General features: G+C 37.2%; 15 protein-coding genes. 4 read left to right on the forward strand and 11 right to left on the reverse strand.

The genetic code is table 11. From position 1 onward, the window contains the following. Positions 1–27: 27 nt before the first annotated feature. The 5 genes from yidD to ACJJVW_RS11080 all read right to left on the reverse strand — a co-directional run bounded on the left by yidD (position 28) and on the right by ACJJVW_RS11080 (position 4,449). Positions 28–282: a membrane protein insertion efficiency factor YidD gene (yidD, locus tag ACJJVW_RS11060; RefSeq protein ID WP_204161770.1), complete on the reverse strand. Its 255-nt coding sequence runs from the start codon at positions 280–282 to the stop codon at positions 28–30. Next, on the reverse strand, positions 282–1,766 hold the full coding sequence (cysS, locus tag ACJJVW_RS11065) for a cysteine--tRNA ligase (RefSeq protein WP_405251895.1): 1,485 nt from the start codon (positions 1,764–1,766) through the stop codon (positions 282–284). Before cysS ends, yidD begins: the two co-directional genes overlap by 1 nt. A gap of 115 nt (positions 1,767–1,881) precedes the next feature. Beyond that, complete coding sequence (gene folE / locus ACJJVW_RS11070) at positions 1,882–2,583, reverse strand: GTP cyclohydrolase I FolE (protein WP_405251897.1); 702 nt, start codon at positions 2,581–2,583, stop codon at positions 1,882–1,884. A gap of 118 nt (positions 2,584–2,701) precedes the next feature. Continuing rightward, positions 2,702–3,400: a LytR/AlgR family response regulator transcription factor gene (locus tag ACJJVW_RS11075; RefSeq protein WP_405251899.1), complete on the reverse strand. Its 699-nt coding sequence runs from the start codon at positions 3,398–3,400 to the stop codon at positions 2,702–2,704. Further along, the gene (locus ACJJVW_RS11080; RefSeq protein ID WP_405251901.1) at positions 3,400–4,449 is read right to left on the reverse strand and encodes a sensor histidine kinase; all 1,050 of its coding nucleotides are present in this window, start codon (positions 4,447–4,449) and stop codon (positions 3,400–3,402) included. The genes ACJJVW_RS11075 and ACJJVW_RS11080 overlap by 1 nt, the downstream gene beginning before the upstream one ends. 273 nt (positions 4,450–4,722) lie before the next feature. Between ACJJVW_RS11080 and ACJJVW_RS11085 the strand changes: the two genes are divergently transcribed. Next, positions 4,723–5,097 (forward strand): MotA/TolQ/ExbB proton channel family protein, encoded by a 375-nt coding sequence (locus ACJJVW_RS11085; protein WP_298326363.1) that lies wholly within the window; start codon positions 4,723–4,725, stop codon positions 5,095–5,097. Position 5,098: 1 nt separating this feature from the next. Here the strand turns inward: ACJJVW_RS11085 and ACJJVW_RS11090 are convergent, their stop codons facing one another. The 6 genes from ACJJVW_RS11090 to ACJJVW_RS11115 form a co-directional block, all read right to left on the reverse strand. Continuing rightward, positions 5,099–5,953, reverse strand: coding sequence for a phosphatase PAP2 family protein (locus ACJJVW_RS11090; protein WP_405251904.1), 855 nt, complete (start codon positions 5,951–5,953; stop codon positions 5,099–5,101). Positions 5,954–6,009: 56 nt separating this feature from the next. Further along, positions 6,010–6,750, reverse strand: coding sequence for an LPS export ABC transporter ATP-binding protein (gene lptB / locus ACJJVW_RS11095; protein WP_035334263.1), 741 nt, complete (start codon positions 6,748–6,750; stop codon positions 6,010–6,012). A gap of 22 nt (positions 6,751–6,772) precedes the next feature. Beyond that, positions 6,773–6,955 carry a hypothetical protein gene (locus ACJJVW_RS11100; RefSeq protein ID WP_405251905.1) on the reverse strand — a complete coding sequence of 61 codons (183 nt, stop codon included), beginning with the start codon at positions 6,953–6,955 and terminating at the stop codon, positions 6,773–6,775. A gap of 15 nt (positions 6,956–6,970) precedes the next feature. Beyond that, the gene (locus tag ACJJVW_RS11105; RefSeq protein WP_298326347.1) at positions 6,971–7,327 is read right to left on the reverse strand and encodes a carboxymuconolactone decarboxylase family protein; all 357 of its coding nucleotides are present in this window, start codon (positions 7,325–7,327) and stop codon (positions 6,971–6,973) included. Between the two features lie 67 nt (positions 7,328–7,394). Beyond that, on the reverse strand, positions 7,395–8,234 hold the full coding sequence (gene tatC, locus ACJJVW_RS11110) for a twin-arginine translocase subunit TatC (protein WP_405251907.1): 840 nt from the start codon (positions 8,232–8,234) through the stop codon (positions 7,395–7,397). After that, on the reverse strand, positions 8,234–9,199 hold the full coding sequence (locus tag ACJJVW_RS11115) for an SIS domain-containing protein (RefSeq protein WP_298326341.1): 966 nt from the start codon (positions 9,197–9,199) through the stop codon (positions 8,234–8,236). Before ACJJVW_RS11115 ends, tatC begins: the two co-directional genes overlap by 1 nt. Positions 9,200–9,286: 87 nt before the next feature. On the opposite strand from ACJJVW_RS11115, the gene ACJJVW_RS11120 reads away from it, so the two are divergent. From ACJJVW_RS11120 to ACJJVW_RS11130, 3 genes are all read left to right on the forward strand, one after another. Next, the gene (locus ACJJVW_RS11120) at positions 9,287–11,485 is read left to right on the forward strand and encodes a RecQ family ATP-dependent DNA helicase (RefSeq protein WP_405251909.1); all 2,199 of its coding nucleotides are present in this window, start codon (positions 9,287–9,289) and stop codon (positions 11,483–11,485) included. 134 nt (positions 11,486–11,619) lie between these two features. Further along, positions 11,620–11,850: a PspC family transcriptional regulator gene (locus tag ACJJVW_RS11125; protein WP_108878167.1), complete on the forward strand. Its 231-nt coding sequence runs from the start codon at positions 11,620–11,622 to the stop codon at positions 11,848–11,850. Beyond that, positions 11,847–12,866 (forward strand): potassium channel family protein, encoded by a 1,020-nt coding sequence (locus tag ACJJVW_RS11130; RefSeq protein ID WP_405251911.1) that lies wholly within the window; start codon positions 11,847–11,849, stop codon positions 12,864–12,866. The genes ACJJVW_RS11125 and ACJJVW_RS11130 overlap by 4 nt, the downstream gene beginning before the upstream one ends. The last annotated feature ends 59 nt before the right edge of the window (positions 12,867–12,925 follow it).

The raw sequence follows: 12,925 nt of genomic DNA on the forward strand, positions 1-12,925 counted from the left end.
AACCTTAATAGCAGATACTAAAAGTCTTTATGTATTATTTAATTCTTCTTTTTCGGGAACTGGGTCATATCCTTGACCGCCCCATGGGTGGCAAGAAAATATTCTTTTGATAGATAACCAGCCTCCAGTGATAAGTCCGTGTCTTTCTAGTGCCGTTTTTGTGTAACTTGAGCAAGTAGGGCTATAGCGACACGAGCTTGGCGTCCATGAAGAGATGAATTTTTGATAAAACCAGATGATTCCTAAAAATGGAGCGATGGCTATTTTCTTGATAGAAACCATTAGTTTACCGAAAAGCTTGTTCCTTCTCGGCTATCCTTCAGTTGTATTCCTAGTTCAATAAGTTCGTCGCGTATTTTGTCACTTAAGGCAAAATCTTTGTTTTCTCTAGCTTCTTTGCGCAGCTTTATTAGTAGTTCAACGGTTCCATTGAGTTTTGAATCGTCCGCTTTCGCGAAAGCGTTATTATCCTCAAGTCCTAAAACGTCAAAAACAAAAGCTTCAAGAGTTTCTAGTAGAAGTTTTAAATCTTCGGCTGTGATTGTCGCCTTGCCATCTTTTATTAAATGGATTTGCTTGACAGCTTCAAAAAGTTGTGCGATGAGAATAGGTGTATTAAAATCATCATTCATGGCATTGTAGCAAGATTGCTTCCATGCTGTCACATCAAAGCTACTTTCCTTAGAAACCGTAAGGTTTTTTGCTACTTTGAGTGCTTCCATGAGTCTATGAAACCCTTTCTCACTAGCAAGTAAAGCGTCATTAGAAAAATCCATGATGCTACGATAGCTTGTTTGAAGTATAAAAAATCTCGCAACACTAGGAGCAAATCCTTTAGAAAGATGCTCGCTATCTCCAGAAAATATCTCACCAGGATTAATACTGTTCCCGGTACTTTTGGCCATTTTCTGTCCGTTGAGAGTGAGCATATTTGCGTGAAGCCAGTAGCGCACAGGTTCGGTACCTAGGGCTGCCTCGTTTTGTGCAATCTCACATTCATGGTGAGGGAACTTTAAATCCATACCTCCACCGTGTATGTCAAACTGGTCTCCTAAGTATTTTGTACTCATAGCAGTACACTCCAAGTGCCATCCTGGAAAACCATCTCCCCAGGGACTAGGCCAGCGCATGATGTGCTGCGGCTCTGCTTTTTTCCAGAGCGCAAAGTCTTGAGGGTTTTCCTTTTCATCTTGAGCGTTTAGGGCCCTAGTATTTGCAATCATGTCTTCTAGCTTGCGCCCAGAAAGTTTACCATACTCGTGATCTTTATTAAACTTTACAACATCAAAATATACAGAGCCATTTTTTTCATAAGCATAACCATTTTCTATGATTTTCTTAATGATTTCCATTTGCTCGATAATATGACCTGTGGCTGTGGGTTCAATACTAGGAGGTAAGAAGTTGAATTTATTTAGAATGTCATGAAAGTCTAGTGTGTATTTCTGCACAACTTCCATAGGCTCGATTTTTTCTAACCTCGCCTTTTTTGCAATCTTATCTTCTCCTTGATCTGCATCATCTGTAAGGTGACCAGCATCTGTGATGTTGCGCACATAACGCACTTTATATCCAAGGTGCTTGAGATATCTAAAAATCATATCAAAGCTCATAAAAGTACGTACGTTACCTAAGTGTACATTGCTATATACGGTAGGTCCACAAACGTACATGCCTACATATCCTTCAAGAAGGGGTTTAAAAAGTTCCTTTTTTCCCGAAAGGGAATTGTAAACTGTAAGTTCTTGATCTTGGTATAATGGCATTTTATGTGCTATTTATGTGTGTGACGAAGGTAAATATCTTAATTGTAAAACTCAAAAAGCGGTAACTAAAAAGAAACCGCTTTTTTATAAGTAATGATAAGCAAGTTGTAGCTTCTTAAAAATCTGTATCTAGCTTAATGTAGTCTAAAAACTCTCTGCGAGTAGCAGCATCTTTAAATTTACCACCAAACTCGCTAGTAACTGTGCTACTTTCGATGTCTCTTATTCCTCTACTATTTACACAGAGATGCTTTGCATCAATAACGCAGGCTACATCTTCCGTTCCCATTGCGCGTTGTAATTCTTGTACAATCTGCATAGTAAGGCGTTCTTGCACTTGAGGACGCTTTGCATAATAATCTACTATGCGGTTCATTTTACTTAGACCTACAACAGTTCCGTTAGAAATGTAAGCCACGTGTGCACGACCTACAATAGGTAGCAAGTGATGCTCACAGGTAGAATACACTGTAATATTCTTTTCTACAAGCATCTCTCCGTACTTGTAGTTATTATCAAAAACGGAAACCTTAGGTTTATTATCTGGATGTAAACCTGCGAAGATCTCGTTTACAAACATTTTTGCCACACGCTTAGGCGTGCCTTTAAGACTATCATCAGTCATATCAAGACCTAGTGTTTGCATAATATGTGCAACATCTTCTTGAATGCTCGCCATTTTATCTGCGTTACTCATCTCAAAAGCATCATCACGCAATGGTGTAATAGCACTTGTAGCAACGTGATTATCGCCTATTTCTTCGTTGAGAAGACTAGCGTCGTCTACTTGTATTCCTCTATCTAAATCTGTTTTCATAGTAATCTGCAATCCTTTTAATGGAATTTATTACGCTTTCGCGAAAGCATAATAAGCACCTTTTTAATCTTTGTCGTAATGATTTTTTAAGGCTTGCAAAGGTACATAATAAACTACATTATTTTATGCGGTTTAATGTGCTAAGTACTTGGTCACGGTAGCTACGGCTGATAGGAATTGCTTTATTATTTATATTAATATGCTCGTTTGTAAAACTTTCAATACTACTTATTGCAACCACATATGATCTGTGGGTTCTCAAAAATAGGGTAGCGGGTAGTTTTTCTAGAGTGGCAAGTAGTGTTTCTCTAGTGACGATAACGTCATTTGTGGTGTGTATCTTCAAGTAATCACCTATACTCTCTATGTAAAGTATATGGTCGAAATCTACTTTTATCATTTTACGGTCAGAACGAAAAAAGGTAAAGGTCTCTTGATTGGTCCTTTCAATTTTTGGACTTGCTTCCTTATAAAATTTCTGTAGAGCTTTCATTAATCGCTCAAGAGATATAGGTTTGAGTAGGTAATCTACCGCTTGTAAGTCAAAGCCTTCTACGGCATATTCTCGATAAGCAGTAGTGAAAATAATTCTTGTAGTTCCTTGAATAGCCTTGGCAAACATAAGTCCGGTAACCTCTGGCATATTTATATCTAGAAAGACGAGATCAACATCATGCTTACTTAGCGCGCTGAAGCCTTCGGTTGCATTTTTGCAAACAGCAACTACATTCACTTGAGTTATTTTAGAAAGGTGATTTTCTAAAATCTCACGAGCCATGGGCTCGTCATCTATAATAATTGCTTGATAAGTTTCCATTAGTTTATGTTGATATTTAGCTCAAGGTAATACCATCCTTTTGAAGTGTGGGTGTTAAGAGCATAAGCGTTTGGATATAAGGTTTCTAACCTTTTAATACTATTTTGCATTCCTAGTCCGTGATTTTCCTTTGGAGAGGAATCTTCTTTGATTGTATTTTTTATAGAAAAATGTAGCTGTTTGTCACTGACTTCAAGAGATATTTTAATGTGTAATATACTGTCATGCGGACTGCCATGTTTAAACGCATTTTCAATAAATGCAATAAATAGCATTGGCGGGACTTGTATATCGCTATCTATCTTTTTTGAGAATGAAACTTTTAATGTGTCTCTAAAGCGCACTTGTTCCAGTCCTATGTAAGATGATATGTAGAGCACCTCCTCAGAGATAGCAACAGTTTTTTTCTCAATCTGATTAAGAGTATAGTCGAGCAGATTAGACAATTTTAAAATTAAGTCAGGAGTGTCTTTAGACTCCGTTAGTGCAGCTCCATAAATGGTGTTGAGTGTGTTAAATAGAAAATGAGGGTGAATTTGCTCTTTTAGGTAATAAAGTTCTTTCTCTTTAAGGGTGAGTTGACCTTCTAGAAGTTTTTTTTCTAATGCTGTATTGCGATTAATCGCTTTGTAGTTGTATCTCAGGACTTGTACAAGTGATACTAATCCAGCAATAATGTAAACAAGTATGAATACAAATAGAAAATTACGGGTGAGTAATGGCATTTGCTTCATATCATAATTAGATAAAAATATGAAGTTGATAAAAGTGATAATGATAATAAGAAATAGCGAACCAACTATGGTGTAGAGTAGGTAGGTACTAAATAATAGATATCGCTTTTCAAGCAAGAATCTTGGAATTAAATAGTAAGCAATAATATAAGTGACGGTAATCGTTATTGGCAAAAGACTCGTTGCAAAGTATAATACAAACTCTTCATTTGCTGCTGCATAGCTAAAAAAGTAAATGTAAAATAGCCATACGACTATCCACAGTATAATATGTAATGGTATAAGCGCAAGATTTTTAAGCTTGAATTCATGCATTTTCCAAAGATGAGAAAAATATAAGAACGATTTGATTTTTTGAGGTGAACGACGAGATTCATCATGGGAATAACATTTTCACCAAGCTAGTAACCACTTAAAAGGCTTATTAAGTTATAATGTGTGTTATAATGGAAGTTGGTCGAGTATATTAATGAGCGTTGTAATTCAGTTATATGTTTGCCTCGTAAACGTTTACGAATAACTTGCCCAGCATGTTATGTTCAATCATTTAATATCAAATAGTATTTTTAACCATTAACACTACAAATTATGTCACAATTAATTGACCGCATGAATGAAGGAGGGCCATTATTTATGTACCCTATTCTAATAGTAATTCTTGCTATACTTGCCTTGCTTGTAATTTCTCTCATGGGAAAAAGAGCTAAGAGAGCAACCTCAGAAATTATAGGTCACCTTAGTTTATTTGCAATGATGTGGGGCTTTCTAGGTTCTACCTTGGGCTTAATTACAGCTTTTGATGCCATAGAAGGAAGCGGTAATATATCGCAACCCATGATGGCAGGCGGACTTAAAGTAGCATTGCTTTGTACGCTATTTGGTCTCTTTACCTTTGTGATTGGTAGGTTGTCTATGTTGGTGCTTACTGTAAAAGCACAACAAGAAGAGCGAACTAAAGTATAATTTAGAAAGTACCTGATATCCCGGCACGACCTAGACCTACATTAAAATTCCAAGTGATTTTATTCTTCTTAGTTCCGTCGGGATAGACGTTACTTTTGTTCATATAGTTATCTATAGAATCTACAATAACGATACTTAATGCTGCACTAAGTGCAACATCTGTAAGCCAGTGCGCTCCTCCCCAAAGTCTTTGCAAAGGTGCAATAGATCCTAAGGCGTACACGCCCACTTTTACCCACGTGTTATCAAATTGCTTTGCAATTGCATGCGCCATCGTAACAGATAATATAGTATGTCCAGAAGGGAATGATCTAAAACCTGGCATACCACTATAAGGGTTAAATGCAAATTTACCTTCGCCGTTTTTAGGTCTACTTCTTCCTACAGAGGCCTTGAGAAGAGTTTGTAAAAGCCCAGCCGTCACTGCAGATGATGTCATTAAAGCTCCTGCTCTGCGCACCTTTTGATTCTTAGTAAATAACCCAAATAAATAAGTTCCAGCCGTCAGTCCATAAATCACCTGCGGACTACCGCCTCGTTCTCCAGCCTCGTCTAGTACTCCTGGTAAGTCATCACTTCTTTTTGTGAAAAAACTGTTCACATCATCATCTACAAAATAGAGTAATGCGGTTCCTCCAGCAATCGTACCAGCTACAATCCAGTCATCCTTTTTCCATCGTAGTGGTCCTGTATAAGCGTGACCTATACCTTTGAGCATTACCTTAGTGTCGTACACTGCAAGTTTTAAAATACTCAAGGTGTCTTGAGTTTGAGAAGGAATAGGGGTTTGTGCTTTGCAAAAAATAGAAAGGAAACACACGAGTATGATGGTAAAGGTCGTTTTCAATGGGGTCATAATTTAGTGTGTGAGATTGACTAGAAAACTCACGCTATGGTTGGTTTAATGGTAAACTAGGTAAATAGTTTTTTCTTGCGTAGCTCAAAGTTTTGACCTAAATATACTTTACGTACCATCTCATCTGCTGCAAGTTCTTCTGGTTCTCCATGTTTAAGGATACTTCCTTCAAACATTAAGTAAGTACGATCTGTAATGGCAAGTGTTTCTTGGACATTATGATCGGTAATAAGTATTCCTATATTTTTATCTTTAAGCTGTGCTACGATGCGCTGTATATCTTCTACTGCAACAGGATCCACACCTGCAAAAGGCTCATCCAGTAATATAAAAGAGGGAGAGGTCGCTAGTGCTCTTGCAATTTCTGTACGGCGTCGTTCACCTCCAGAAAGTAAATCACCACGACTTTTACGTATATGCCCTAAACTAAATTCTTCTATGAGTTCCTCCATTTTATGAAGTTGCTCTTTCTTTGAAAGCTTTGTGAGTTGTAGTACACTTAATATATTATCCTCAATGCTTAGTTTTCTAAAAACAGAAGCCTCTTGCGCGAGGTAACCTATCCCATTCTGGGCGCGTTTGTACATCGGGTACTTTGTGATATCCTGCTGTTCTAGGTAAATATTTCCACCATTAGGCTTTACAAGACCTACTATCATATAGAAGGAAGTAGTTTTTCCAGCTCCGTTAGGGCCTAGTAATCCTACTATTTCTCCTTGATTTACCTCTACAGAAATTCCTTTAACCACCTGTCGGCCTTTATAGGATTTCATTAAATTTTCAGCGCGTAGTTTCATAATAGGTAAATATACAAATTGTTTAATCCTCTGTTCTAGTCTTATTATAACGTGTAAAAGTAAAAGCCATTATAAGACCAAAAAATAAACCTTGAAATAATTTACCAAACCAGCTTATCTCTTGTTTACTAAAATATTCAAAAGCATTGAGTACAAGACTGTGTGTAATGAAGAAGGTTATAAAATATTTTAAAAATCTCATCATTACACACAGCTTAAATTATTTACCTGCTTTTCTCTCGTCTAGTGCTTCCCAAAATTCATAAGCACGGCGCAGGTGAGGTATTACAATAGTACCACCCACTAGGGTTCCTATTCCTAATGTTTCCATTACTTCTTCTTTTGTCACGCCTTCATCGTGACAGCTTTCCAAGTGATATTTTATACAATCATCACATCTTAGAACGGTAGAGGCTACAAGACCTAAAAGCTCTTTAGTCTTTTTATTTAGTGCACCTTCAGAAAAGGCATTGGTATCTAGGTTAAAAATACGCTTGACGATTTTATTATTATCGGCAAGAATTTTATCGTTCATTGTAGAACGGTAACTATTAAAGTCGTCTATTATATTGCTCATAATTGCGGGGAGTAGTGGTTATTACGCTTTCGCGAAAGCGTTAAAAATGAATATTAGTTAAGTGATGTTATGCAAGTCCTTCCTTCTTGAGTCGGCGTTTTTCTCTTCTGATAACACCTCTAGAAATAAAAATACTTACTTCATATAATATAATGATAGGTACGGCAACGATTACTTGCGTTGAAATATCTGGAGGCGTTATAATTGCCGCCAAAATTAATACAATAACTAATGCATACTTGCGATTCTTTTTAAGGAATTCTGGAGTGACAAGCCCTATTTTAGTAAGGAAGTACATAATGATAGGTAGTTCAAATATTAATCCAGATGCTAGCACTGAAGCCCTTACAAGACCTATAAATGAGTCGATATCAAATTCATTTTGAACTGCATCAGATATCTTAAAAGTTGCTAGGAAATTAATAGATAGTGGTGCTACCACAAAGTATCCAAATGCTGCTCCTAGAAAGAATAGAAAAGAGGCAACTACAATAAAGCCTTTACTAGATCTACGCTCATTTTCATAGAGTCCTGGAGATATAAATTTCCAAAATTCATACAATATATATGGAAAACCTATTACAACTCCTGCCATAATAGAAGTCCATATAGCTGCGCTAAACTGGCCAGCTACTTTTCTACTCTGGATGATAAAGTCCATATCGCCATCTGCAATACATCCTTTTTCTGCTCCAAAAAATTGAGAGATTTTACAGAGTATGTCATAAGAAACGAAGTCTGGATTTTGAGGTCCAAAAACAATTTCAAAAAGCGTTCCTTTAAATATAAAAGCAACTGTAGCTATGATAACTACAGCAAGCGTAGCTCTTATTAAGTGCCATCTTAATTCTTCCAAGTGATCAAGGAAGGACATCTCATCTGGATGTTTTTTTACTTTCTTTGCCATTATGCGATTCCTTCTTTTATAAGATCGTGTATGTGCACCACGCCAGCATAGTTTCCGTCTTTTTCAACTAGTAACTGGGTGATGTTATGTGCTTCTAAAATTTCTTTTGCATCAATCGCCATGGCATCATGACGAACTGTTTTTGGTGTAGCACTCATGATTGCAGCAGCGGTAAGACCGTCAAGTGAATCATTTTTTGAGAGCATGCGACGCAAGTCGCCGTCTGTAATAATTCCTTGGATAACTCCGTTGAGCACAACGGCGGTTACACCAAGCATTTTATTAGTAATCTCAATGATTACCTCCTTGATACTTGCATCTGGAGTTACTTGTGGATTTTCGTGAGTCGAGCAAATATCATTAACGGTAAGGTATAGTCTCTTGCCTAGTGCACCACCAGGGTGGTATCGTGCAAAGTCACTTTCTGTAAATCCTCTCAAATCTAGCAAGGCAACTGCTACAGCATCACCTAGCACTAGCTGTACAGTTGTGCTTGTAGTAGGTGCGAGGTTGTTAGGGCATGCTTCCTCTTCTGTGTTGGCATGTAAAATATAGTCTGCTTCTTTACCTAAAAAAGAATCTCTATTTGCAGTAATTGCAATCAGCGTGTTCTCCGTCTTTTTAATAAGAGGAACTAGAACCTTGATTTCTGGAGTGTTTCCGCTTTTTGAGATGCAGATAACGATGTCATCTATTAATATGCTTCCTAAATCTCCATGAATAGCATCTGCTGCATGCATAAATAATGCAGGAGTTCCTGTGCTATTTAAGGTTGCAACGATTTTTTGAGCAATAATTGCGCTCTTGCCTATGCCAGTAATGACCACTCTGCCCTTAGATTTATAGATGGCTTGTACTGCTTGTGCAAATTCTTCGTCTATTAATGAACTGAGATTTGCAATCGCAGTTTGCTCAATATGAATGGTTTTCTGTGCGCTAGCAATGATTTGCTGGAAGTTGTTCAAAACTGGGTTTTGTTATGATTTGTTTAACGTGCGGAAATTACTATCTTTAGAAAACACAAAGGTATGTAAAAATGTATTTGAATACATATGGGGACAAGGCAAATAGACTTACACGAAGAACTTAAAAGATATTTTGGCTTTAGTCAGTTCAAGGGTCTGCAGGAAGAAGTTATAAGAAGCATCGTAGGTGGTAATCACAGTTTTGTGATTATGCCCACAGGAGGTGGAAAATCATTATGTTATCAGTTACCTGCACTTATTGCAGAGGGAACTGCTATTGTGGTATCACCACTTATAGCATTAATGAAAAACCAAGTAGATGCACTTAGAGGTATATCTCAAGAAGAGGGCATAGCTCATGTACTTAATAGCTCGCTTACTAAAGGAGAGATAAAAAAAGTAAAAGAAGATATTACTAATGGAGTAACAAAACTCTTGTACGTGGCTCCCGAGTCACTTACTAAAGAAGAAAACGTCGAGTTTTTAAGAGGAGTTACTGTTTCTTTTTTAGCTATAGATGAAGCACACTGTATCTCAGAGTGGGGACATGATTTTAGACCAGAATACCGTAACCTACGTAAGATTATTGGTAGGATAGGTGATAATATCCCAATTATAGCGGTTACCGCTACTGCTACCCCAAAAGTGCAAGAGGATATTCTTAAAAACTTAGGGATTACAGATGCAAACACTTTTAAGGCGTCATTTAATAGACCTAATCTATATTACGAGGTGCGACCTAAAACGGCACAAGTAGATGCAGATATTATTCGTTTTGTGAAGCAAAATGAAGGTAAGAGTGGTATTATATATTGCCTCGCACGTAAGCGTGTAGAGGAGTTAGCGCAAACATTGCAAGTAAACGGACTTAAAGCGGTGCCATATCATGCAGGACTCGATGCAAAAACACGAGTGAGACATCAAGATATGTTCTTGATGGAAGATGTGGATGTGGTGGTTGCTACCATAGCTTTTGGGATGGGAATTGATAAGCCAGATGTAAGATTTGTTATACATCATGACATTCCTAAAAGTATAGAGAGCTACTATCAAGAAACTGGTAGAGCGGGAAGAGATGGAGGAGAAGGACATTGTCTTGCTTTTTATGCATATAAAGACATAGAGAAGCTTGAGAAATTCATGAGTGGCAAGCCCGTTGCCGAACAGGAAATAGGTCATGCCTTACTTCAAGAAGTAGTAGCTTTTGCAGAGACGAGTATGTCTAGACGTAAATTTATACTTCACTATTTTGGAGAGGAGTTTGATAACGCCACTGGAGAAGGAGGGATGCTTGATGATAACATGCGTAATCCTAAAAAGCAACACGAGGCAAAAGAGGAACTTGTAAAAGTGTTATCTGTAATACGAGATACTAACGAGATCTATAAAAGTAAAGAGATTGTTCTTACGTTAAGAGGAAAGGAAAATGCTATTATCAGTTCGCATAAAACTCATGAGCAGCCATTTTTCGGTATAGGTCATGATCAGAAAAAAGAATACTGGTTTGCCCTTATACGTCAGGCTCTAGTTGCAGGATATATAAAGAAGGACATTGAGACTTATGGCGTTGTAAAAATGACACCACAAGGTCTAGATTATATAGAGAACCCTGTCTCATTTATGATGACAGATGATCATGTATTTGATGCAAATACTGATAATGCAATAGTATCTGCTCAAAAAGCAGGAGCTGGAGCCGATAAGAAGCTCCTAGAAATGCTTAAAGACTTGCGTAAAAAAGTAGCAAAGAAGCTTGATGTGCCACCTTTTGTGGTTTTTCAAGATCCTTCACTAGAAGATATGTCTATTAAATACCCTGTAAGTGTTGAAGAACTTGGTAATGTACATGGAGTAGGTGATGGTAAGGCAAAGAAATACGGAAAAGAATTTGTAGCGCTTATTGATAGGTATGTTTCTGATAATGAAATTTTAAGGCCAGATGATCTTGTAGTGAAAAGTACAGGAGCAAATAGCGGATTAAAATTATACATTATTCAAAACGTAGATCGCAAATTACCACTGGATGACCTCGCTTCTGCAAAAGGTAAGGATATGCCAGACTTCATTAAAGAGATGGAGGCAATCGTTTTTAGCGGTACGCGTCTTAATATAGACTACTGGATTAACGATATACTGGACGAGGATCAGCAAGAGGAACTGCATGATTATTTTATGGAGGCAGAGACAGATAAAATCGAAGTTGCCATGGAAGAATTTGATGGGGACTATGAGGACGAGGAGCTGCGTTTGTATAGAATTAAATTCATGAGCGAGGTGGCAAATTAAATTGTAATTATATGAGATGTGTTTGGTTTTAAGTACGCTTTCGCGAAAGCGTGATTAATTAAAAATCATCCCTAAGACTATTTCCGATTCGTTTATTATAACATGGTACATCTAGCATTTATTACCTTCACAATATGTTGAAACTAGTATACGATATACGGCATTATTTTGAGAAACATGGGTTTTATGTTTCCTCTAGACTCGCAGACCGCCTAGGAATGCGAGCAAAAAATGTCAGACTTTTTTTTATATATGTGTCATTTGCAACCCTAGGGGTAGGCTTTGCATTATATCTTACAGTGGCGTTTTGGCTTAAGTTAAAAGATCTTATTTATACAAAGCGTACTTCTGTTTTTGACTTATGAATTTGTTTTCCTTTTTTAAGAATAAAATTTATCTAGCTATAGTGCTCCTAGTAACGACCTTGCTTTTAGGAGTTTTTGGCTATCGTTTTATAGCAGACTACAATTGGGTAGATGCTGTATATATGACGGTAATTACAATAACTACCGTGGGTTTTGGAGAAGTGATACCACTCACACCCGAAGCAAAAATTTTTACAGTAATGCTTATTTTATTAAGTGTTGTGATTGTGGGTTATGCTTTGACAGTAATCTCGGAGTATATAATAAGTAAGAGTTCTTATAAAGATTTAATACATAAAAAGGTGCAGCAAGAAATCGATAAAATGACAGATCACATCATTGTGTGTGGTTATGGACGTAATGGACAAGAGGCGGTGCAAAAGCTCATGGCTTATAACAAGCAATTTGTGGTCATTGAGATGGATTTGGACGTTATAGAGCGCTATGAAATGGATAAGAATATTCATTTTGTGTATGGCAACGCAAATGAAGATGAGATACTAGAGAAAGCTGGAATCACAAAGGCCTCGGCACTATTGTGTGCACTTCCTGAAGATGCAGACAACCTTTTTATAGTACTGAGTGCACGTCAACTTAATAGTAAGCTCAAGATTATAAGTCGAGCAACTGCCGAGACTTCTCAAAAGAAACTCAAGCTTGCTGGAGCAGATAATGTGATAATGCCTGATAAAATAGGTGGAGATCACATGGCGTCACTTGTCGTAGTTCCTGATCTTATCGAATTTTTAGACAATTTATCTGTAGTAGGAGAGGAGGATAGTATTAATGTAGAGGAAATAAGCTTTGATCAAATTTGTGCAGACGGAAAAGAAGCAAGTATTAAGGAAATTGATTTGCGTTATAAGACTGGCTGTACGATTATAGGTTACAGATCACCATCTGGTAAGTATATTGTTAACCCAGAAGCAGATATGAGACTAGAGAGAGGGTCAAAATTAATAGTGATAGGGCGCCCTGAACAAATCAAAAGACTACACGAGACCTTTGATATTTAAATATTGTTAAGGATTTTAAGATAGTTTCCTTTGAATAAGGGGCATTTTTTTGGATATTG

Origin of the sequence: Dokdonia sp. Asnod3-C12 (assembly GCF_045063975.1) — a bacterium.
GTDB lineage: Bacteria > Bacteroidota > Bacteroidia > Flavobacteriales > Flavobacteriaceae > Dokdonia.

What these genes read in the sequence shown, in the direction of transcription:
- yidD (WP_204161770.1), bottom strand. Translation starts at nt 282, where the DNA reads ATGGTTTCTATCAAGAAAATAGCCATCGCTCCATTTTTAGGAATCATC.
- cysS (WP_405251895.1), bottom strand. Translation starts at nt 1,766, where the DNA reads ATGCCATTATACCAAGATCAAGAACTTACAGTTTACAATTCCCTTTCG.
- folE (WP_405251897.1), bottom strand. Translation starts at nt 2,583, where the DNA reads ATGAAAACAGATTTAGATAGAGGAATACAAGTAGACGACGCTAGTCTT.
- ACJJVW_RS11075 (WP_405251899.1), bottom strand. Translation starts at nt 3,400, where the DNA reads ATGGAAACTTATCAAGCAATTATTATAGATGACGAGCCCATGGCTCGT.
- ACJJVW_RS11080 (WP_405251901.1), bottom strand. Translation starts at nt 4,449, where the DNA reads ATGCATGAATTCAAGCTTAAAAATCTTGCGCTTATACCATTACATATT.
- ACJJVW_RS11085 (WP_298326363.1), top strand. Translation starts at nt 4,723, where the DNA reads ATGTCACAATTAATTGACCGCATGAATGAAGGAGGGCCATTATTTATG.
- ACJJVW_RS11090 (WP_405251904.1), bottom strand. Translation starts at nt 5,953, where the DNA reads ATGACCCCATTGAAAACGACCTTTACCATCATACTCGTGTGTTTCCTT.
- lptB (WP_035334263.1), bottom strand. Translation starts at nt 6,750, where the DNA reads ATGAAACTACGCGCTGAAAATTTAATGAAATCCTATAAAGGCCGACAG.
- ACJJVW_RS11100 (WP_405251905.1), bottom strand. Translation starts at nt 6,955, where the DNA reads ATGATGAGATTTTTAAAATATTTTATAACCTTCTTCATTACACACAGT.
- ACJJVW_RS11105 (WP_298326347.1), bottom strand. Translation starts at nt 7,327, where the DNA reads ATGAGCAATATAATAGACGACTTTAATAGTTACCGTTCTACAATGAAC.
- tatC (WP_405251907.1), bottom strand. Translation starts at nt 8,234, where the DNA reads ATGGCAAAGAAAGTAAAAAAACATCCAGATGAGATGTCCTTCCTTGAT.
- ACJJVW_RS11120 (WP_405251909.1), top strand. Translation starts at nt 9,287, where the DNA reads ATGGGGACAAGGCAAATAGACTTACACGAAGAACTTAAAAGATATTTT.
- ACJJVW_RS11125 (WP_108878167.1), top strand. Translation starts at nt 11,620, where the DNA reads ATGTTGAAACTAGTATACGATATACGGCATTATTTTGAGAAACATGGG.
- ACJJVW_RS11130 (WP_405251911.1), top strand. Translation starts at nt 11,847, where the DNA reads ATGAATTTGTTTTCCTTTTTTAAGAATAAAATTTATCTAGCTATAGTG.